Origin of the sequence: Croceivirga radicis (assembly GCF_002072105.2) — a bacterium.
In the GTDB taxonomy this organism is placed as follows: Bacteria; Bacteroidota; Bacteroidia; order Flavobacteriales; family Flavobacteriaceae; genus Croceivirga; species Croceivirga radicis.
In genome coordinates, this window is sequence record NZ_MTBC01000009.1 from 24,801 (window position 1) to 45,816 (window position 21,016).

18 protein-coding genes are annotated in these 21,016 nt (G+C 37.6%); 11 read left to right on the forward strand and 7 right to left on the reverse strand.

The window, feature by feature from the left end; all coding sequences use genetic code 11:
• Positions 1 to 266: 266 nt before the first annotated feature.
• Positions 267 to 2,213, reverse strand: coding sequence for a M56 family metallopeptidase (locus BUL40_RS12730; protein ID WP_080319558.1), 1,947 nt, complete (start codon positions 2,211 to 2,213; stop codon positions 267 to 269).
• A complete protein-coding gene (locus BUL40_RS12735; RefSeq protein ID WP_080319559.1) occupies positions 2,214 to 2,573 on the reverse strand; it encodes a BlaI/MecI/CopY family transcriptional regulator in 360 nt (119 codons plus the stop codon).
• 129 nt (positions 2,574 to 2,702) lie between these two features.
• Between BUL40_RS12735 and BUL40_RS12740 the strand changes: the two genes are divergently transcribed.
• Positions 2,703 to 3,641: a calcium/sodium antiporter gene (locus BUL40_RS12740; RefSeq protein WP_080319560.1), complete on the forward strand. Its 939-nt coding sequence runs from the start codon at positions 2,703 to 2,705 to the stop codon at positions 3,639 to 3,641.
• Between the two features lie 90 nt (positions 3,642 to 3,731).
• Here the strand turns inward: BUL40_RS12740 and BUL40_RS12745 are convergent, their stop codons facing one another.
• Positions 3,732 to 4,742, reverse strand: coding sequence for a glutamine synthetase beta-grasp domain-containing protein (locus tag BUL40_RS12745; protein ID WP_010517781.1), 1,011 nt, complete (start codon positions 4,740 to 4,742; stop codon positions 3,732 to 3,734).
• A 217-nt stretch (positions 4,743 to 4,959) separates the two neighbouring features.
• Between BUL40_RS12745 and BUL40_RS12750 the strand changes: the two genes are divergently transcribed.
• The 10 genes from BUL40_RS12750 (at position 4,960) to pyrF (ending at position 14,911) form a co-directional block, all read left to right on the forward strand.
• Entirely contained in the window at positions 4,960 to 7,137 is a 2,178-nt protein-coding gene (locus BUL40_RS12750) for a glutamine synthetase III family protein (RefSeq protein WP_080319561.1), read from the forward strand.
• 42 nt (positions 7,138 to 7,179) lie between these two features.
• Positions 7,180 to 8,166, forward strand: coding sequence for a serine/threonine dehydratase (locus tag BUL40_RS12755; RefSeq protein ID WP_080319562.1), 987 nt, complete (start codon positions 7,180 to 7,182; stop codon positions 8,164 to 8,166).
• Positions 8,167 to 8,199: 33 nt separating this feature from the next.
• Positions 8,200 to 9,378 carry an AIR synthase related protein gene (locus BUL40_RS12760; protein WP_080319563.1) on the forward strand — a complete coding sequence of 393 codons (1,179 nt, stop codon included), beginning with the start codon at positions 8,200 to 8,202 and terminating at the stop codon, positions 9,376 to 9,378.
• A gap of 52 nt (positions 9,379 to 9,430) precedes the next feature.
• On the forward strand, positions 9,431 to 9,889 hold the full coding sequence (locus BUL40_RS12765) for a Rieske 2Fe-2S domain-containing protein (RefSeq protein ID WP_010517774.1): 459 nt from the start codon (positions 9,431 to 9,433) through the stop codon (positions 9,887 to 9,889).
• A gap of 8 nt (positions 9,890 to 9,897) precedes the next feature.
• Positions 9,898 to 10,323, forward strand: coding sequence for a thioredoxin family protein (locus tag BUL40_RS12770; RefSeq protein ID WP_080319564.1), 426 nt, complete (start codon positions 9,898 to 9,900; stop codon positions 10,321 to 10,323).
• Positions 10,324 to 10,419: 96 nt separating this feature from the next.
• Positions 10,420 to 11,316 (forward strand): FAD:protein FMN transferase, encoded by an 897-nt coding sequence (locus BUL40_RS12775; protein WP_010517772.1) that lies wholly within the window; start codon positions 10,420 to 10,422, stop codon positions 11,314 to 11,316.
• A 7-nt stretch (positions 11,317 to 11,323) separates the two neighbouring features.
• Positions 11,324 to 11,533: a DUF4266 domain-containing protein gene (locus BUL40_RS12780; protein ID WP_080319565.1), complete on the forward strand. Its 210-nt coding sequence runs from the start codon at positions 11,324 to 11,326 to the stop codon at positions 11,531 to 11,533.
• Positions 11,534 to 11,690: 157 nt separating this feature from the next.
• Positions 11,691 to 12,959, forward strand: a complete 1,269-nt coding sequence (locus BUL40_RS12785; protein ID WP_080319566.1) for a DUF3570 domain-containing protein — start codon at positions 11,691 to 11,693, stop codon at positions 12,957 to 12,959.
• 57 nt (positions 12,960 to 13,016) lie between these two features.
• Complete coding sequence (gene prfA / locus BUL40_RS12790) at positions 13,017 to 14,093, forward strand: peptide chain release factor 1 (protein WP_010517769.1); 1,077 nt, start codon at positions 13,017 to 13,019, stop codon at positions 14,091 to 14,093.
• Positions 14,093 to 14,911, forward strand: coding sequence for an orotidine-5'-phosphate decarboxylase (gene pyrF, locus BUL40_RS12795; protein WP_080319567.1), 819 nt, complete (start codon positions 14,093 to 14,095; stop codon positions 14,909 to 14,911). The genes prfA and pyrF overlap by 1 nt, the downstream gene beginning before the upstream one ends.
• A 2-nt stretch (positions 14,912 to 14,913) precedes the next feature.
• Here the strand turns inward: pyrF and BUL40_RS12800 are convergent, their stop codons facing one another.
• The 4 genes from BUL40_RS12800 to BUL40_RS12815 all read right to left on the reverse strand — a co-directional run bounded on the left by BUL40_RS12800 (position 14,914) and on the right by BUL40_RS12815 (position 20,853).
• Entirely contained in the window at positions 14,914 to 15,105 is a 192-nt protein-coding gene (locus tag BUL40_RS12800; RefSeq protein WP_080319568.1) for a hypothetical protein, read from the reverse strand.
• 243 nt (positions 15,106 to 15,348) lie between these two features.
• The gene (locus BUL40_RS12805; protein ID WP_080319638.1) at positions 15,349 to 16,197 is read right to left on the reverse strand and encodes a hypothetical protein; all 849 of its coding nucleotides are present in this window, start codon (positions 16,195 to 16,197) and stop codon (positions 15,349 to 15,351) included.
• Between the two features lie 24 nt (positions 16,198 to 16,221).
• A complete protein-coding gene (locus BUL40_RS12810; RefSeq protein ID WP_080319569.1) occupies positions 16,222 to 17,652 on the reverse strand; it encodes a SusD/RagB family nutrient-binding outer membrane lipoprotein in 1,431 nt (476 codons plus the stop codon).
• Between the two features lie 12 nt (positions 17,653 to 17,664).
• Positions 17,665 to 20,853 (reverse strand): SusC/RagA family TonB-linked outer membrane protein, encoded by a 3,189-nt coding sequence (locus tag BUL40_RS12815; RefSeq protein ID WP_010517759.1) that lies wholly within the window; start codon positions 20,851 to 20,853, stop codon positions 17,665 to 17,667.
• Between the last annotated feature and the right edge of the window lie 163 nt (positions 20,854 to 21,016).

Genomic DNA, 21,016 nt, shown 5'->3' on the forward strand with positions numbered 1-21,016 from the left:
AATTGAATACAAATATGTAAGAATAAAAATCAATCTGCCGTCAATATTTATGTGACCTCCTTGAAGTGTATTGATAATTGTAAGTAAAATGGGGGTAAATTGGCCTTAAGTGAAGGTTTTCAAGGGCTATTTAAGGGTTTTTTACAAATTACAAGGGTCTTTCTATTGCAAAAACGGTTTATTTTGGCCTTTCTATTTGGGGGATAAAAAAAACCGACCTTAAAAAAGGTCGGCTCAAAAGACAATTTTTTGATTGATGAATGTGACTAATTTTTCTTTTTAGTGAAGATTTCTATAACACCATTTTTCGCTTTTTCACCATATTTTTCAATAGCTTTTTTCCCTTTAATAACGTTAACGCTTTCAATGTTCTTAGGAGATAGTTTAGCCATTTCTTCCTTATTGGCTTTTTTTCCATTTATATAATATAAAGGTTGTTCTTTCTCTTGTTGGGCATTATTTTCTTCTGGGCCTATCAAGGTTATTGTATTACCGTTGTTGCTAATGTGTAAACCCTCTTGTTTGCTGGTGGCTGCATCCATTATGTCTACAGTTTCTCCCGTAACGGTTTCTTTAATAATGATTACATCATTTCCATTATTAATTTCTTGTTTACGTACCCTTATGTCGTTGTGTTCCCCAATTTGCTCTAGACCATTAAACATGGTTTTATCAGATACTTGAGACTCTTTTGATTCAGAAACCAAATATATTTTGTTGGTTGGGCTAGAGTTTTGTTTCAAATAGGTAATTTTTTTATAATCCCCATTAGCTTCCTCTACTTTAACCTCATTTATTTCTGTGTCGTGGTCCAAAGATTCCGTCACTTCTATAGTATTGATAAACTTTTCCTCTAGTTTGCCAATTTTACTAAGTTCGTCTCTGGATACCTCCTTACCATCAACTAAGATTTTTTCTACTCCCTTAGTGGTAATGATTTCTATAAGCTTTTCATTGGTATCTGTATTATAAATTGAACGGTTTTGTTGGTAGCCTACCTCTTCAATAAGGGTGTTATCTTCTTGTAGAACAACTATGTTGGCACTGTTGTCGCTTCCAAAGGATATCACTATTTTAAAAGGCGCAATGGTGTTTGCGCTATTTGCTTGTTGGTACACGCCTTTACTCCCTTTGCCATTGTCATAGGTTACTTTTAAGGAAGTAATCTCACCGTTCGAATTACGCTTAATTCCTTTGTATTTCAGAGAGATTCCATTCTCGGCTAAAAATTGGGCGTCTTTTTGTAATACGTCGTCAGAACTATATTTATCTATGGTTATGGTTATATTTTCAATTTTTACCTCTTGTATGGTATCATTGATGGCGGTCTTAGGGGTTTGTTCATAATTATATACTGTTTTAGTTTTTACATTAAAGGCCATTAGAAAAATGGCAATTAATGGCATAATTAGCAATACTTTTAGTTGACTTCGTTTTGTAGATGATTTTTGATGTAGCATTTGTATTCTATTTTTGATTAATGAATTGAAAAATGGATTGGTCAATGTCCCAGCTGTATATCCTGTAGAATGTTTCAGCATAAGGTATTGGTAATTTTTTAAGTTTTCTGTCTGGCAAATTGCATAGGCATCTGCGGCATATTCTAGGTTTTGTTGTACCATACGTTTGTAGATCCACAAAAGCGGGTTAAACCAGAATACCATACAACAAAGTTGCAAGACCATTAAATCCCATGAGTGGTTTTGCTTGGCGTGCGCCTTTTCATGAGTAATAATATTCTTGAGTTCTTCTGTAGAGTAAGCGTGTGGCGAATAAAAAATGTTTTTAAAAAAGGAGAAAGGGGCTATTGGTGTTTTACTTGTATATAGTTTAAAAACGTCTTCTCGACTTAGTTGGCAATTCTTTTTTAATTTACCTATTTGTGCAAGTTGAATGGTAAATCTCACGGAAAAATAGAGTACGCCCAATGCATATATAATACCTAATAAAATAAACCAATTAAAACCTGTATTATCTGTTGTTAGAACCTCTGTAGTTGTGGTATAAAGTTGCGGTTCTGTGTAAGTAAGCGTAACGGTCTCTACTTTGGTAAATTGTACAAATGGAAGTAAAAGGGCTAAAGGAATGCCCAATAATAAAAACCAACGATTGGTCTGGAAAAACGTATCGTTTCTTAAAAAACACCAGTAGGCTCCAATTAGTATTAGGAGTATGCCGCTAGATTTTAAAATGTAAGCTAGTACTATCTCCATCTAGTTGTTTTTTTCAATTAAGGCGATAATTTCTTTTAACTCGTCTACGGAAATCTTTTCTTCCTTGGCAAAATGAGAAACCACATTCTTATAAGAATCGTTGAAAAAACCTGCAATAGCCGTGTTTACAAAAGAGTTTCTATAATTTTCTTTAGTTACAGTAGGATAATATCTGTGTGTTTTTCCAAAAGCTTCATGCGCAACAAACCCTTTTTCTTGAAGGTTTCTAACTATGGTAGAAAGGGTGTTGTAGTGGGGTTTTGGGGTAGGCATGGCTTCTAAAATTTCTTTTACAAAGGCCTTCTCTAACTTCCACAATACCTTCATGATTTCTTCTTCCTTATTCGTAAGTTTTTCCATTTATTTTAGCTTTAAGGTAAAAGTATAACTATAAAATTAGTTTTGCAACTATAAAAATAGTTATTTAACTAAATATGTAGTTTTATGAATCCGCTGGGGTTAGGTTATCTTTGCCGAAAAATTTGGCATATGCTTTACTTTTTATTTGTGGTTCTAGGCTTGGCCTTGTTAATATTGGGTGGCGATTGGCTTTTAAAATCGGCCGTTGCTTTATCCTTGCGTTTGGCTATACCTAAAATTGTAATTGGGATGACGGTGGTTTCTTTTGCAACTTCTGCGCCAGAACTCATAGTAAGCATAAAATCTGCCCTAGATGGGCTGCCAGATTTAGCTCTAGGCAATGTAGTGGGCTCCAATATTGCGAATTTGGGGTTGGTATTGGCGGTAACCGTGTTGTTGGGTAGTATAGATGTGCGTAAAAGTTTTTACACTACGGATTGGCCCGTTATGATGTTGGCTTCGTTACTATTTGTGGGTTTCATCTATTTTGATGGTGTATTGCAACAGTATGAGGGTATTATAATGGTAGCGCTTCTTTTTGTGTTTTTGGTGTATTTGTTGCGTTTTCAAAAACCTGCCGTAGTAGATGAGTTGCCAGACGATGATAAGCCATTGCCTTTATATAAAATAGTACTCTTGTTGGGAGTTGGTGGTGTGGCGCTATGGGGTGGCTCAGAACTTTTGATAAAAGGTGCGGTTGGGTTGGCTTCTTCTTTTGGGGTTAGCGATCGTGTAATTGGTATTACCATAGTTTCTGTGGGTACCAGTATTCCAGAATTGGCGGCGTCTATAATTGCGGTGTTAAAAAAGGAGAAGGCAATATCTCTGGGTAATCTAATCGGTTCTAACATTTTTAACCTATTGGCTGTTTTGGGTATTACCTCAATCATAACGCCAATACGGGTTTTGGATCAAGGATTGTTGACCAATGATATATTCTGGATGCTGGGTGTGTCTTTTATGATATTGCCTTTGGTATTTATACCTAAAGGATTGCGTTTGGGTTGGAGAGATGGCATTGTTTTATTGCTTACCTACATATTTTTTGTTTATGTAACGGTATCCTAATTAGTTGCTCCTAAATACTACTTAAATTCATAAAAAAAGCCCTTACCAATAAGTAAGGGCTTTTTTAAATAAATAATCAACAACTAAATCTTAAACATCGGCAGACTTAACAGTCTTAACGATTCTAGCGGCTACTTTGTATGGATCTGCGTTAGAAGCAGGTCTTCTGTCCTCTAACCATCCTTTCCAACCTTTTTCCACAGTTAAAATTGGAATACGGATAGATGCACCACGGTCAGATACACCGTAGCTAAAATCTTTGATAGAAGCGGTTTCGTGCAAACCAGTTAAACGCTGGTCGTTGTACTCACCATAAACTTCAATATGTTCTTTTGTTACAGGTCTAAACGCCTCACAAATTTTCTCATACGTTTCTTTAGAACCACAAGTTCTTAAAACGGTATTAGAGAAGTTTGCGTGCATACCAGAACCATTCCAATCTCCTTTAATTGGTTTTGGGTGGTATTCTATGTAGTAACCGTAACTTTCGGTTAATCTTTGTAGTAAATATCTAGCAACCCAGATTTCATCTCCTGCTTTCTTGGCGCCTTTCGCAAACAATTGGAATTCCCACTGTCCGGCAGCTACTTCTTGGTTAATACCTTCAAACTGTAAACCAGCATCAATACATAAATCTGCATGCTCTTCAACTAAATCTCTACCCCAAGTGTTTCTACCGCCAACAGAGCAATAGTATAAACCTTGTGGGCCAGGATAACCTCCAACTGGGAAACCTAATGGTAACTGGGTTGCGGTATCCATGATAAAGTACTCCTGCTCAAATCCAAACCAAAAATCATCATCGGCATCATCAATAGTGGCTCTAGAGTTAGAGGCGTGTGGTGTTCCGTCAGGATTTAAAACCTCAGTCATAACAAGGTATCCATTTCTTCTTGCAGGGTCAGGATAAATTGCTACAGGTTTTAATAAGCAATCAGAAGATCCGCCTTCTGCTTGTTTTGTAGAGGAACCATCAAAAGACCAAGTAGGACAATCTTCTAGTTTGCCACTAAAGTCTTCTTCAATTCTAGTTTTACTTCTTATGTTAGCGGTTGGTTCATAACCATCTAACCAAAGGTATTCTAATTTTGCCTTGCTCATAATTTTGGTCGTTATGTCTTTAATAATATTAGGTAACAAAAATAAAATTTATAATGAATTATACTGTTTTAGGTAGGGTAAAAAGGAGTTATCTTTGTAAAAATTATGATACCCCCCATTAAGATAGGGGGCTTATTGATAATCATTCAAAAAAATCAATTCTTATTGAGAAATACTTAATGAATGAAATGTTAAATTAGAATTATTAATACGTTATATGAGGTTTAAAGCAGTAACGGAGAGCAATAATAGAACGCCTTTTGTTATTTCTGAAATGGAAAGACGGTCTACTCTTTTTGGTAAGCATGTATTCAATGATGAAAAAATGCTTCAATTTTTAACAAGAGATGCATATGATAAGGTGCAGGCGGCTATTTTTTCGGGAAGTAAAATAGATCGTAAAATAGCCGATCAGGTTGCGGAAGGTATGAAGGCATGGGCCATGTCTATGGGGGCAACGCACTATACACATTGGTTTCAACCTTTAACAGGTTCTACTGCAGAGAAACACGATGCCTTTTTTGATTTGCAAGAGAACGGAAGGGCCATGGAAAAGTTTGGCGGTAGCCAACTAGTACAACAAGAACCAGATGCCAGTAGCTTTCCTAGCGGTGGTATACGCAATACTTTTGAGGCTCGTGGTTATACGGCATGGGATCCTACATCACCTGCATTTATTTATAAAACTACGCTTTGTATCCCTACCATCTTTGTAGCCTATACGGGAGAAGCTTTGGACAATAAAGCCCCTTTGTTACGTGCGTTAAATGCGGTAGACGAAGCTGCTACCGCGGTAGCGCAATACTTTGATAAAAATGTCAAGAAGGTATATGCTACTTTAGGCTGGGAACAAGAATATTTTTTAATAGATAAGGCATTGGCTAAATCTAGACCAGATATTTTAATTACCGGTAGAACTTTATTAGGCAGCTCTGCTGCCAAAGGGCAGCAGTTAGATGACCATTATTTTGGGGTTATTCCTAGTAGGGTGTTGGCTTTTATGAGCGAGCTGGAGAAAGAAAGTATGCTGCTGGGTATACCGGTAAAAACAAGGCATAACGAAGTTGCCCCCAACCAATTTGAGGTGGCTCCGGTATATGAGGAAGCTAATTTATCCGTAGACCATAACCTATTGTTAATGGATATTATGGAAGAGGTTGCGGACCGCCATAATTTTAAAGTGCTTTTTCATGAAAAACCTTTTGCGGGTATAAACGGATCGGGTAAACATAACAATTGGTCTTTAAGTACGGATACCGGTGTTAATTTGTTGAGTCCCGGTAGCACCCCCATGAAGAATCTACAATTTTTGACCTTCTTTGTGAACACTATAAAGGCCGTGGATAGGTACGAAGAACTTTTGCGTTCATCCATAGCCTCTGCCAGTAATGATCATCGTTTGGGTTCTAATGAGGCGCCACCTGCAATCATATCTATATTTATTGGGCAGCAGTTGGCAGACGTTCTGGACGAGTTGGAGGGGGTTTCTAAAGGAAAATTGTCGCCACAGGAAAAAACTGAACTTAAGTTGAATGTGGTAGGTAAAATACCTGAAATTTTACTAGATAATACAGACCGTAATAGAACTTCGCCTTTTGCTTTTACAGGTAATAAGTTTGAAATGCGTGGTGTAGGGGCAAAAATGAACTGCGGTAAGCCCATGACAGTTTTGAATACTATAATGGCCAATCAGCTTAAAGAATTTAAAAAGGAAGTAGATGCGCTAATTGACAAAAAGAGTCTTAAAAAAGACGAAGCGGTTTTTAACGTACTTAGGGAGTACATTAAAACCTCAAAACGGATTCGTTTTGATGGTGATGGATACAGTTTTAATTGGCAAGAAGAAGCAAGGAATAGAAAACTAAGCAACAATAAAAACACCCCAGAGGCATTGCAGGTGCTTACCTCAAAAGAGAGCGAAGAGCTTTTTGCCAATACTGGTGTTATGAGTGCTATTGAATTAAAAGCACACCAAGAAGTAGAATTGGGTAATTACGTGCATCATATTCAAATAGAAGGTAGAATTTTAAGGGAATTGGTGTACAACTATATTGTGCCGGCTGCCGTTCGCTATCAAAACGAATTATTAGAAAACATAGGCGGCCTCAAAGAGGTGTATGGCGCCGCACATAAATCGTTTACCGAGCCCCAATTAAACATTTTGGAAAGCATGGCAGAGCACATGGTGGCAGCTAAAAAACTAACCGATAAAATGATAGAGGCCATGGAACGCGCAGATAATATGGGAACGGTTGCTAAAAAGGCACAGAGTTATTGTAACGGCATTAAACCCTTTTTAACGGAAATTCGTACCCATTTAGATGGATTGGAAAAATTAATTTCGGACGATTTGTGGCCGTTGACCAAATACCGTGAATTGTTATTTATAAAATAAAGTATACCAAGGGTTATGCCTATTTTTGAATAAAAAAGAAGCATGGCCCTTTCCTTCTCAGATATACAGGCGGCAAAAAACCGTATTACTCCATTTATAAATAGAACTCCGGTGATGTCTTCTACCTTGTTAAATTCTTGGTTGGGACACGAAATCTATTTTAAATGTGAGAATTTTCAAAAAGTAGGCGCTTTTAAAGCACGTGGTGCGCTAAATACACTAGCGTGGCTTAAAGAACAAGGTATTCATCCCAAAAGAATAATTGCCAATAGTTCTGGTAATCACGCGCAGGCTGTGGCTTATGCAGGTCAGCAATTTAAAATTCCTGTTACTATTTACATGCCAGAATATTCCAGTGCGGTTAAAATACAAGCAACCAAGAATTATGGTGCAACCGTAGTGTTGAGTAAAGATAGAAATGTTACAGATGCCCTAGTTAAGGAAGCGGCAAAAGAAGAAGGGGTTTATTGGGTGCCGCCTTTTAATCATGAGCAAGTAATTTGTGGACAAGGAACTGCGGTTCTGGAAGCTTTGGAAGAAGTACAGGGAATCAATGCTGTTTTTACCCCATGTGGAGGTGGTGGTTTAACCTCTGGTAATTTTATTGCAACAAAGGGGTTTAATAACACCATAAAATCTATGGGTGTAGAGCCTTTAAATGCCAATGATGCAGCAGAATCATTACGGAAAAATAGCATTCAAAAGTTACCTAACATTCCCAATACACTTGCAGACGGTGCAATGACCATGGCGGTAGGAGACCTAACTTTTGAATATTTAAAGCAGCTAGATGCCTTTTTTGAAGTAGAAGAGGAGATTATTGTTTACTGGACCCAATGGCTAACCCATTTGCTAAAGATTAGGTTGGAACCTACTTGTGCTATGACCATGGGTGGTGTTGTACAATGGTTGCAAACCCAAGAAAAGCCTCAAAAGGTACTCGTGGTTATTACAGGAGGAAACATGGATCAAAACACTTCGTCTAAAATATGGGCAAAGGATTGTTTGTCAGAGGTGCCAAAACTATAATTGGATTCTTTATTTTTGCCAAAATTCCAGTTTATGTCATCCAATCCCAGTAAAAGATATGCACAAAGAGGTGTTTCAGCTTCTAAAGAAGATGTGCATAATGCTATTAAGAATATTGATAAAGGTTTATTTCCAAAGGCCTTTTGTAAAATAGTACCAGATTATTTAACAGGGAGTGATGATCATTGTCTGGTTATGCATGCAGATGGCGCCGGTACCAAGTCTTCTTTAGCCTACATGTATTGGAAAGAGACCGGAGATGTTTGCGTATGGAAGGGTATTGCCCAAGATGCATTAATTATGAATGTGGACGATTTAATTTGTGTTGGTGCAACGGATAATATAATGCTGTCTTCTACTATTGGAAGAAACAAAAACCTAGTTCCAGGCGAAGTAATTTCTGCAATTATTAATGGTACGGAAGAACTAATAGCCGATTTAAAGAAACATGGCATTACCATACATTCTACCGGTGGAGAAACGGCAGATGTTGGGGATTTGGTGCGCACTATAATAGTGGATTCTACCGTAACGGCACGTCTAGAGCGTAAAAAAGTTATTGATAATGCTAATATAAAAGCTGGTGACGTAATCGTGGGTTTTGCTTCTTATGGTACCGCTACTTACGAAAGGGAATACAATGGCGGTATGGGTAGTAACGGGTTAACCTCTGCCCGCCATGATGTATTTGAAAAATATTTGGCAGAGAAGTATCCAGAAAGTTATGATGCTTCGGTGCCGCAGGAATTGGTGTACTCTGGTCACAAAAAATTAACAGATTCTGTAGAAGATGCTCCCTTGGATGCAGGTAAATTGGTATTATCGCCAACACGTACCTATGCACCAATCGTAAAAAAGATTTTGGAAAAATATACTGCAGAACAAATACATGGTATGGTGCACTGTAGTGGAGGCGCCCAAACCAAAATTTTACACTTTATAGACAATTTGCATGTGGTAAAGGATAACTTATTTCCTGTTCCTCCGCTATTTAAATTAATACAAGAGCAATCCGGTACAGATTGGAAAGAAATGTATCAAGTATTCAATTGTGGGCATAGATTAGAGCTTTATGTAGACCAATCTATTGCCAATGATTTAATAGCTATTGCTAATTCTTTTAATGTGGATGCCCAAATTATAGGCAAGGTTTCTGCATCTGAGACCAAACAACTTACCATAGCAAGTGAATTTGGAACGTTTACCTATTAGCCATACGATTCTTTTGTTTTTGACGTTATTTTTTTAGTAAAACAATTGTGCTATGGAAAGAAAAGAATTTTTAAAAAGTATTGGGGCCGGTGCGGCATTTGCTGTCTTATTTCCTTGTATCAATGGCTGCTCCAATGATAGTGGAGACCAAGAAGTTTTTGAGGTCTCTGATGGGGTAGATTTTACGGTGGATTTGAATTCTGATGCAGCAGCCCCATTGGCAGAAAATGGAGGTTTTATTTTTGTAAAATCCAACCCAGACTTAAAATATCTAGATATTGTGGTTGCGCGTAACCTAGAAGGTAATATTGTTGCTGCAAGTAAAATTTGTAGCCACGAGCAAACAGAAGGTATTTATTTTTCAGATACTGATGGTGGAGTTTTTATTTGTTCTACCCATAGCTCTAAGTTTGCACAAGATGGTACCTCCTTGAACTTGGCCACTACCAGCAATCCACTTAAAATATTTAACACAACAGTAGAAGGGTCTATTGTTAGGGTATTTGAATAGCACGGCAATTGAAGCGTATTTTTTACATAGCATTGTTATTACCCTTGGGCTTACTGGCCCAGAATTGGCAAACGGATTTTGCAGCCGCTACTAGCAAGGCAAATTCAGAACAAAAGAACATCCTTTTGGTTTTTTCCGGTTCAGATTGGTGTGCACCTTGTATTAAATTGGATAGAAAAATTTGGTCTACCCCAATTTTTAAGAAGGCGGCAGCTAAAAATTGGGTGCTCTACCGCGCAGATTTTCCAAAAAAAAAGAAAAACAAACTAAAAGCCGAGGTTTTAAACCAGAATAAAACACTGGCAGAAAAATACAATTCAAAAGGATATTTTCCACTGGTTGTCGTATTAAGGCCAAATGGTACGGTTGTTGGTACAACTGGATTTAATGGTATGGATGTTGAATCGTACATAGAGCATTTAAAGTCCCTCTAATTGAAAAAGTTTTTTTTACTCATATCGATGGTGTTGTTATTCTCGTCAGTTCGCGGGCAAGAGTCTTTGGTTGCAGTAAAAAAGAGTCTATCCTTAATGGGGACCAAGTTTGAAATTACCGTGGTGGCAGATAACCAAGATTTAGGTTACATCTACATTAACGAAGCCACGGCCGAAATTGAACGTATAGAAGGCATAATATCTTCATGGAAGCCAAATTCTGAAACCAGTCTTATTAATAAAAATGCCGGAATCAAGCCTGTTCCAGTTAGTATGGAATTGTTTGCTCTGTTAGAAAGAGCAATTAAACTATCAGAATTAACTTCTGGTGCGTTTGATGTTAGTTATGCGGCTTTTGACCGAATTTGGAATTTTAATGGTGAAATGACGACCATGCCAACAGCATCAGAAATTGAAAATACCATTGCTAAAGTTGGCTATCAAAATATTATTCTGGATAAAGAAAAACAGACGGTTTTTTTGGCTAAAAAAGGGATGAAGATTGGCTTTGGAGCCTTGGGTAAAGGATATGCGGCAGATAAGGCAAAAGAGTTATTGGTAGGAAAAGGTGTAGAAGGTGGTATTATAAATGCCTCTGGAGATTTAACCACTTGGGGTACGCAAGCTTCAGGAAAAAACTGGGTGGTAGGTATTACAAATCCATTAGCAAAAGATAAGGTGTTTTCTTGGTTGCCGGTTATAGAATCTTCCGTAGCTACCTCTGGTAATTATGAAAAGTATGTTACTTTTAAGGGAGAAAGGTATTCGCACATTATTGATCCCAGAACGGGTTATCCGTCTAAAGGAGTCAACAGCGTGAGTATTTTTGCGAAAAAAGCGGAATTGTGTGATGCTTTGGCAACTGCAGTATTTATTATGGGAAGGGATAGCGGTATTCATTTGATTAATCAAATAGACGGTGTAGAAGTAGTTGTAGTGGACAATGAAAATAAAGTGCACAAAAGTTCTGGCATTGTGTTGGATAGCAACTAATATAGTTATGAAAAAATTACTTCTATTATTGGCACTGTTAGGTTTTGTAAGTTCTTGTGTTGCCGTAAAGGAATACGAAAAAGTGTATTTAAACGACCCTGATATGCAGTTAGGGGCATTTTCTTCAGAACGGTTAGAAACTACATTTCAAGTATATAGGGAAGGTGCGGTTGGTGCTAATGGCGGTAAAACCGGAGGCGGATGTGGCTGCAACTAAGTATAGCTTAAAATTTTACTTTTAATTTCAGCTTCCATGGTCTAGGTTATTTGGTTACTGCGCTAAGTTTGCATCTAAGATTATAATTTTAAGCAATCTAAATGTTTAATTAAAAGTAATTGTTAGAAAAAAATAGAATAAAATAACCTGCCACTTAATGAAAAACCATCTTTTCTTAATCGCGTTGTTTTTTGGATTATGGGTAAGAGCCCAACAAACCAATACTACGTATAAAAAACGCATTTTAGAGCAAGCAGAGCTAGAAACACTATTTAGTTATTACAGTCAAGATGGACAAAATGCCGCAGTTACCGGTGGCGAAGGAACGGAAGAACTAACAGATGCAACTTCTACAATAGTATTGCGCATGCCACTAAAGGAAGATGCTATTGTAACCATTGATGCAGGCATATCTGCCTATTCTTCTGCATCAACTAGCAATATAGATCCTTTTGATGGTAGGCAAGAAGGTAGTCCTTTCCAGGCAAGCAGTGGCGCATCTCAAAACGACATCCTAGCCTATTTTAATCCATCTATAAGCCATCATTCCGATTCTAGAAACTTTATTTGGAATGCAAATGCTTATGTATCCAATGAATACGATTATTTTTCCATAGGTTTTGGCGGTGGCATCACACAACTTTTTAATGAGCGAAATACCGAAATTTCACTTGGTGGACAGGTGTTTTTAGATAGCTGGAAACCACAATACCCAATAGAATTAAGACCAGGTTATAGTAATGGTATTTTTGGTTATGAGCCAGATTTTACCGCATTTGAAAATGAGAATAGAAACTCTTATTCGCTAAATTTTGGCTTTTCGCAGATTCTTTCCCAGCGTTTACAATTTAGCTTGTCTGTAGATGCTGTTTTTCAAGAAGGTTTGCTTAGTACGCCTTTTCAACGAATTTATTTTCAAGATAAGGAAGACTTTTTTCAAGAAAATTTCCAGTTGGCAGATGATGTGGAGCAGTTGCCCAATAGTCGTGTTAAGCTCCCCATTGGTGGTAGATTAAATTATTATGTAAATGATTGGCTCGTGTTGCGTAGTTTTTATCGGTATTATTGGGATGATTGGGGTTTAACTGGTAACACGGCACAAGTAGAGGCGCCAATTAAATTGAACGATAAATTTACAATATATCCTACCTACCGTTATTACCAGCAGAGTGGGGTGCGTTACTTTTATCAAAAAGAAGAGGCGGTGTCTACAATGGATTTTTATACCTCAGATTTTGACTTGTCTAGCTACACGGCCAAGCAATATGGTTTAGGGTTACAGTATAAAGATGTTTTGGCGGCAGGTAAAATTTGGTTTTTTGGTCTAAAATCAATTAATCTAAGATACGCCTACTATACCAGAAACAATGGTTTAGATGCTTCTATTATAACCCTTAGCTCAACATTTATTTTAGACAACAATTAAACTACTTTTTAAAGCTATAAATTGTTGTAAATTCGTAGCCCTAAGGAAGATTGAACTATGCTCGATAAATTGAATATTGTAAAGCAACGCTTTGATGAGGTTGCCGATTTGATTATACAGCCAGATATTATTGCAGACCAAAAACGTTACGTAAAGCTAAATAAGGAATATAAAGACCTTAAAGAGCTAGTAGATAAACGCGAAACTTATATTGAACTCAGCAATAATATTTCTGAAGCGGAAGAGATAATTGCAGATGGCAGTGATGCGGAAATGACAGAGATGGCCAAAATGCAGTTGGATGAAGCTAAAAATAAGTTACCACAACTAGAAGAGGAAATAAAATTTTTACTAATACCCAAAGATCCAGAAGACGAGAAAGACGTTGTAATGGAGATACGTGCCGGAACAGGCGGTGATGAGGCGAGTATTTTTGCTGGAGATTTATATAGGATGTACGCTAAATATTGTGAAAGTAAAGGTTGGCGTACCAATATTATAGATTTAAACGAAGGTACTGCCGGTGGTTATAAAGAGATTCATTTTGAGGTAACGGGAGAAGATGTCTACGGTACTTTGAAATTTGAGGCAGGGGTGCATCGTGTACAACGGGTGCCACAGACCGAAACACAAGGTAGGGTACACACCAGTGCGGCAACGGTTATGGTAATACCAGAAGCAGAAGAATTTGATGTGCAAATAGACCCAAAAGAGGTTAGAATTGATTATTTCTGTTCTTCTGGACCAGGTGGGCAATCTGTGAATACTACATACTCTGCGGTACGTTTAACCCACTTACCCACGGGATTGGTGGCGCAGTGCCAAGACGAAAAGTCTCAGCACAAGAATAAGGATAAGGCATTTAAGGTACTACGTGCCCGTTTGTACGATTTGGAATTGGCAAAGAAACAAGCTGAAGATGCTGCCAAGCGTAACTCCCAGGTTAGTAGTGGAGACCGTTCTGCTAAAATTAGGACCTACAATTATCCACAGGGTAGGGTAACGGACCATAGAATTGGCCTAACCTTGTATGATTTGCAAAACATCATAAACGGAGATATCCAAAAAATCATTGATGAGTTGATGTTGGTCAACAATACGGAAAAATTAAAAGAAGCCTCTGAAACCATTTAATGGAAACTGCTCAATTAATTTCAGAAATAAAACGTAAAAAATCTTTCTTGTGTGTTGGTCTAGATACCGATATGGATAAGATACCGGCACACTTGCTCAAAGAAGAAGATCCTATATTTGAATTTAACAAGGCCATTATAGATGCTACGCAAGCCCATTGTGTAGCCTATAAGCCTAATATTGCTTTTTATGAAGCCTATGGTATTCCTGGTTGGAAAAGTTTACAAAGAACCATGGATTACTTAAATACCAACTATCCTGAGCAATTTACCATAGCAGACGCCAAGCGGGGCGATATTGGTAACACGAGTACGCGTTATGCAAAGGCCTTTTTTGAGACCTTACATTTTGATAGTATAACCATAGCGCCTTACATGGGTAGGGATAGTGTAGAGCCGTTTTTGGCTTTTGAAGATAAGCACACTATTTTATTGGCATTAACATCTAATCCCGGTGCTTTTGATTTGCAAACCAAGAGCGTGGGTAATTCGCAACTCTATAAAGAAGTTTTAAAGGTCTCTACCAATTACAAGAATGCAGAACGCCTGATGTACGTAGTAGGTGCCACTAAAGCCGAATATTTAGCGGAAATAAGAACAATAGTACCAAATAGTTTTTTGTTGGTGCCCGGCATAGGGGCGCAAGGAGGTAGTCTAGAAGAAGTATGCCGTTTTGGAATGACCAAGGATGTTGGTCTTTTGGTAAATTCTTCTAGGGGAATTTTGTATGCATCTAACGAGAGGGATTTTGCATCGGTAGCCAAACAGAAGGCAATAGAACTACAGCTCCAAATGAAAGAACAAATGGAGAAACTGTAATGCTATAATTCTTCTAATAGTTTTTTAATCCCGTTAGCTTTAGATTCTAAAAATTCTGTAAGCTTACTATCTATACCGGCAAATTGAGCTGCTTTTTCTAAGAAAGACTCATATCTAAGCTGTAAGATGGATAAACTTTGAGGGTCATTACCTATTGCGGTAACAGTTCCTACTTTACAAAATTGATTTTCCATAGTTATAATTTTTTACAATACCAAATATACGATGCATGCATAGTTTTAGATGTTTGTCTATGGTCAATTTTACCTAATATTAAGGTTATTTGTCTAAAATTTAACAGATTAGCTTGTTAAGAAACAATTTTGGAGTGATAGCTATAAAAAAAGCCGCTCATTAAAGAGCGGCTTTCTCATTCAAACTATAATAACTAAACTAGGATTAACTACTTTTTAAATAGAGAATACTAGTTAAGTTTTTTACTGCATGGTGTAGGTTGCGGTGTATTCGCCATTACCAAAGAAATCATCGTTCAAGATTAGTTCCAGAACACCGGTTTCTTGGTTCCAAGTACCGCCTTGGATACAACCAATACCGTAATCTCCACAGAAATCTACATCAGAAGAAGGTTGTACTACGCCACATACTACAGAAATCTTTCCGCCGTTGACCAATGCCGTATTAGAGGTACAATATTGCAACAAACCACCATCTGCAGTTTGCAGTTCCCAAGCACCATCTGGAGTTTCTGTAATCTGGATAGGAGGTATGGAACCGCTAGAACCAGAACCACAAACTGAATTGGTAACGGTGTAAGTTCCGTTTAAATCTGCAAAACAGTTTACGGTTAAATTAAAAGATTGGCCTTGAAAATAGTAAGACTCTCCATTGGTTTGGTTAACCTTTACCGTAAATCTAAACTGATCACCAATTTTTAAATCATCTTCTGTTACTGTTAATCCAGCTACAAATTCACTAATATCAGATAGGTTTACCGTAAATGGCAGGGCATCAAACGTATCCACAAGAACTTCGTCTCCACCATTAAAAGTTTTTACAACTTCAAAATTTGAAATTAAAGAGGCATCCTCTACAGAACCTTCTGTAACCTCCATACTCAATTCATTAGCAAGAATGCTTACGGCACTTTCGTCTATGTTGTCATAATCCTCAGGTTCTCCCTGAACTTTACCAAAACCACTAACGTTTATTGCTACACCGGCAATTTTACGGTTCTGTAACACCTCTGACTCTTCCTCGCCATCGCAACCTGTGAAGACTAGCGCTACACAGAAAATCAATAGGGAATATAAATTATATTTTTTCATTATAGAATAATTAGTTTTTATCAATTACTTAACGTCCCACCAAAGCTTTGTTGTTAGTGCATCTTCACCTTGGTTAGCCACGGCACCTGCTACGTTGTCTGCATTCAATGACTTTTCATCATTAGTATAGCCATAACGTGTAGGGATGCTATTAACCCCTGGTTGTGGGTCTATAGCTAAAGATAAATTTGCGGGAATATCCGATCTTCTCCACTCAGACCAAGTTTCATAACCTTGTAAGAAGGTACTTGCCCATAATTGCTCAGCAATGGATTGATATCCGTTATACGAAGGAGTAAAAGAACCTGCATCCAAACCATTCTGTTCTAAGGAAGCATCTATACCTGCTTGAAAGTAGGTTGCGGCATCTCCGCTAGCTCCAAATCTTTCTATGGCTTCTGCAATTAATAAATTTACTTGGGCTGCCGTCATTAAAAATAATGGAGCGTCTGCGGCCATGTAGGCGTCTCCAATTTCTGATACAACACCGGCACCAAATCCAGATATACCTGGGTTAATATATCCTGCAGGTTTACCAACGTACTCACCATTTGCGTTTTCTTTGGCATACACTGCTAATCTTGGGTCGCTTTGGCCTTTCATAAATTCAACCAAAGCTTCTCCCATACACCACTCTGCCTGACGACCGTTTTGTACTATACCATAATAAGGATTGGCATTAGGAGCGTTTTCTGTTTCAAAAGCAATAAAAGCGTTGTCATCATTTGATGTGATTAGATTGCCAGAGCTAATCAAAGATTGTACTTCAGAAGAATTAAATAGAGAAGTGTCAGAAATTCTCATTAAAGCTCTAAACTTAACCGATGTGGCAAATTTTAACCACTTATCAAGGTCACCACCGTACATTAAATCTTGAGAGCTACTTAACGCACCCTCACCAGTGGCAAACTTTGCAATAGCTTCGTCTAACATGGAGAATATTCCCTGATAAACTGCTTCCTGGCTATCATAAGCAGGTGTAAAATTACCATCGCTCAAACCTGCATTGGCCTCAGACATTGGAATGTCTCCAAAAGAATCTGTCAAATATTGTAAAGCCATTGCCTTTAAGGTAAGCGCTGCTCCTTGTATAGCAGGGTTTTCTGCTTCCCCACCTAACTTATACATTTCATCAGCTTCAGCAATAACGTTTACGTACATGGTGTTCCAAAACGTATTGATTGCTCCAAGTCTTGGATAATAACGATCTGCATCGTTATAAATAGGCTTAGAAATATGCTGTGGCCATGTTGCCGCACATTCACCAGAAACAAAGTAATCATACACTTCGTTTACAAGAGAACGCTCAATAAATCCCAATTGTAAGTCTGCAGAAATTTCTGTTGGCTTATCTGGGTCTGTGTTTATTTCTTCAAAATTACTATCACATCCTGTTATTAACATAGTAAGGCCTAAAGGCAAACAGATGGATAAAGTTTTATATATATTTTTCATTTAATGTAATGTTTAGAAGTTAACATTTAAGCTTACACCAATTGTTCTTGTTGCAGGAGTTTGAGCATATTCTAATCCCTGCTGACCAATTTGAGTTCCAAAAGCTGTTTCTGGATCAATGTGTGGTGCTTTTCTGTATAACACGGCTAGGTTACGAATGTTAACCCCAAGATTAACAGACTGTACGCCTATGTTTTCGAAAAACTGTCTTGGAATATCATAGCTTAAAGAAAGCTCTCTCCACTTTACAAATGTTGCATCGTAAACTGAAGATTCTGCTATGTTTTGATTAAATGCAGAAGAATAATAATCTATTGCAGGAACAACTACGTTGTTAGGTACAAAACCACCTGCACCATCAGACATTACACCGTCTCCAATAATACCAGATTCTCTACCAATTACCGTTTCTTCTAAGATACCGGATAGCATACCCCAAGTATTGGTTTGAGAGTAAACTTCTCCACCAATTTTAGCATCAAATAACGTACGGAACCTAAATCCTTTGAAAGAGGCGTTTATACCAACACCACCTACCCAGTCTGGTTGAGAGTTTCCTAAAATTTTATTGTCTCCAATAACAGGAAGACCATTTTCATAAATAATTTTACCAGACGCCTCGTCACGAGCAAATGCTGGACCAAAAATAGCTCCAATAGACTCTCCGTTTCTAGCTTGTGTATTTACGTTCCATAAACCACCGGCAGAAAGGTTAATAACACCAGAACCTTCAATGTCTGAAACCTCATTTACGTTTTTAGCAAAGTTGATGTCCACACCAAGATTTAAACCATTGTCTTTAGCACTTCTTAAAATGTCTATGCCCAAAAATGCCTCTACACCTTCGTTGGTAATGGTGGCTGCATTTTTCCATGTACTGGTAAAACCAGATGATGAAGAAACGTCTAATGGCATAATTACATCTTCGTTTTTCTTGTTGTAATAGGTTAAATTAAGATTAACCCTATTTTGAAACAATCTTGTTTCAATACCCGCTTCAATTGCTGTTTCCGTTTGTGCTTTAATATCGCTGTTCCAAGCGGTATTAGGAACAAAAGCTGTAGGTGTACTGCCGTTAAGTGGGTTTCCAGACAATTCATAGACTGGGTTTACACTATATGCACTTAATGGACCTGCACTACCAGTTTGTGCCCAAGAAGCTCTTAATTTTAAGAAATTTAATTGCTGAGATTCTATGTTAAGAATATCATGTGCCAATACACTAGTTGAAACTGCAGGGTAGAAAATACTATTGTTCTGGATTGGTAATACACTAGCCCAGTCATTTCTACCAGAAAAGTTTAAGTAAATGTTATCGTTATAGCTTAAAGAACCTGTACCATATAAACTGTTGATACGTTGTTGGCTGCTATCATCTGACAATACAGGTGCGCCATCTGAGTTAGCTAGGTTAAATAGGTTGTCTATTACTAAGTTTTGGGCTATACCTCCAAAATAAGAATATTTGTTTACCATTATTTGACCACCAACCAAAAGGTTTAGTTTCCATTGGTCATCCGCACCATACCTGTCATCATAAGAAAACATAGCTTGTGAGTTAACCTCATATCTATTTCTTTCTTCTAATTGGTAGTAACCATTTCTAAAATCTACAGTACCGTACTTGAATTGTTTTTCTCTAGTATCATCAAAATAATCGATGGCAGTACTAACGTCAAATCTGAATTTATCGTTGAATTGGTGACCAATATTGGCGGTTGCTATAAAGCGGTTACGCTCCCAAGGATTTAAGTTATTGTCCAGTGCCCAAAAAGGGTTGTTGTTATATCTTAAGTTCCAGTTAAGCGGAGTAAGTCTTTCTCTACCGTCGTCCACGGTATTGATTAAAGGCAAATTTCTCCAATCTTTTAAAAGAGACCAGTCTACCTGTCTAGCAGACCATACTAACTGTCCCACCTGATTGGATACCTCACCGTATCCAACACCATTTCTTTGGTCAGACGTACTTTTAGTGTAACGCGCACTAAAACCAGCGCTCCATTTTTCATTTAAATCGAAAGAAACATTACCTGCAATGTTATATTTTTTTAGATCTGTATTGTAAACAATACCTGTGGCATCTGTTAAACCAAGGGATAGGCGATAAGAAGTAGATTCTGTACCACCAGATAGTGCAACGGTGTTATCCGTAGATAATCCGGTTTGGTAAAAATTGTCTACAACGCTATTTGGGTAAGATACCCATGGTAGTGGTTGTGGGTTATCTGGGTTTTGAATGTAAGATCCAAATTGTACAAATTCTAAACCTGCATCTAATCTAGGTCCCCAGCTTTCGTCAGTACCACCATCACCACCAGCTAAACCTTCATCATAACCAAAACCATCTATAAAATGAAACAAATCTGGACTGTGTCCTTGACCGTATTCATTTTGGTAATCTGGGAATATGTAAGGGTTAGAGAAAGAAACTGTGCTATTGATACTTATACCTAAAGCTTTACCTTTTTTTCCGGTTTTTGTGGTAATAACCAATACCCCGTTTGTACCACGCATTCCATAAAGTGCAGTAGCTTCACCACCTTTAAGAACGTTTATGCTTTCAATGTCTTGTGGATTAATATCTGCCAGGCCGTTTGGAACATCTGTACCAGCATTTCCACCATTGTAAGTGTTGTTGTCTACAACGGCACCATCTACAACAATTAAAGGCTGTGAGTTACCAAAAATAGTAGAGACACCTCTTACCGTAATTCTTGAAGAAGAACCTATATCTCCTGAAGATTGCGTAATGTTTACACCTGCAATTTTACCAGAAAGTGCGTTAACAACGTTAGTAGTAGGTACATCTGCAATACTTTCGCTTTCTAGTTGTTGAGAAGAATATCCTAAAGACTTTTCTTCTCTAGAAATACCCAAAGCCGTTACCACAACTTCATCCAAGGCTTGTGCATCTTCTTGCATGGCCAAATTTATTGTGGTATTGGCACCAACAGTTCTAGTTGCATCCGTCATACCTATATAGGTATAAACCAATACATCGCCATTGCTGGCTGTTATGGTGTAATTACCATCAAAATCGGTTTGGGTACCATTGGTGGTCCCTTTAACCATAATGTTTACTCCAGGTAATGGTAGGCCATCTTGGTCCGTCACTGTACCTGAAATTGCTTGCTGCGCAAAAGATAGATGCACAGTAAACGCCGTGAGGAGCGTCAAAATAAATTTCAATTTTGTTCTCATCTAGATCATTTTGAGTTTGAGTTAGAAATATTAATGAGATATTGAAATGAATAAAAAAGGACCCGCCTTCATTTATTTGTGATAGCTAATTCAATAATTAAATGAAAATCAAAACCAATAATGTTTTTGAAAAGGCGAAGTCCTTAGTTAAAGTATTTCTAAT

Excerpts from the sequence above, each read along its gene's own strand:
- BUL40_RS12730 (WP_080319558.1), bottom strand. The coding sequence starts at position 2,213 with ATGGAGATAGTACTAGCTTACATTTTAAAATCTAGCGGCATACTCCTA.
- BUL40_RS12735 (WP_080319559.1), bottom strand. The coding sequence starts at position 2,573 with ATGGAAAAACTTACGAATAAGGAAGAAGAAATCATGAAGGTATTGTGG.
- BUL40_RS12740 (WP_080319560.1), top strand. The coding sequence starts at position 2,703 with ATGCTTTACTTTTTATTTGTGGTTCTAGGCTTGGCCTTGTTAATATTG.
- BUL40_RS12745 (WP_010517781.1), bottom strand. The coding sequence starts at position 4,742 with ATGAGCAAGGCAAAATTAGAATACCTTTGGTTAGATGGTTATGAACCA.
- BUL40_RS12750 (WP_080319561.1), top strand. The coding sequence starts at position 4,960 with ATGAGGTTTAAAGCAGTAACGGAGAGCAATAATAGAACGCCTTTTGTT.
- BUL40_RS12755 (WP_080319562.1), top strand. The coding sequence starts at position 7,180 with ATGGCCCTTTCCTTCTCAGATATACAGGCGGCAAAAAACCGTATTACT.
- BUL40_RS12760 (WP_080319563.1), top strand. The coding sequence starts at position 8,200 with ATGTCATCCAATCCCAGTAAAAGATATGCACAAAGAGGTGTTTCAGCT.
- BUL40_RS12765 (WP_010517774.1), top strand. The coding sequence starts at position 9,431 with ATGGAAAGAAAAGAATTTTTAAAAAGTATTGGGGCCGGTGCGGCATTT.
- BUL40_RS12775 (WP_010517772.1), top strand. The coding sequence starts at position 10,420 with ATGGGGACCAAGTTTGAAATTACCGTGGTGGCAGATAACCAAGATTTA.
- BUL40_RS12780 (WP_080319565.1), top strand. The coding sequence starts at position 11,324 with ATGAAAAAATTACTTCTATTATTGGCACTGTTAGGTTTTGTAAGTTCT.
- BUL40_RS12785 (WP_080319566.1), top strand. The coding sequence starts at position 11,691 with ATGAAAAACCATCTTTTCTTAATCGCGTTGTTTTTTGGATTATGGGTA.
- prfA (WP_010517769.1), top strand. The coding sequence starts at position 13,017 with ATGCTCGATAAATTGAATATTGTAAAGCAACGCTTTGATGAGGTTGCC.
- pyrF (WP_080319567.1), top strand. The coding sequence starts at position 14,093 with ATGGAAACTGCTCAATTAATTTCAGAAATAAAACGTAAAAAATCTTTC.
- BUL40_RS12800 (WP_080319568.1), bottom strand. The coding sequence starts at position 15,105 with ATGGAAAATCAATTTTGTAAAGTAGGAACTGTTACCGCAATAGGTAAT.
- BUL40_RS12805 (WP_080319638.1), bottom strand. The coding sequence starts at position 16,197 with ATGAAAAAATATAATTTATATTCCCTATTGATTTTCTGTGTAGCGCTA.
- BUL40_RS12810 (WP_080319569.1), bottom strand. The coding sequence starts at position 17,652 with ATGAAAAATATATATAAAACTTTATCCATCTGTTTGCCTTTAGGCCTT.
- BUL40_RS12815 (WP_010517759.1), bottom strand. The coding sequence starts at position 20,853 with ATGAGAACAAAATTGAAATTTATTTTGACGCTCCTCACGGCGTTTACT.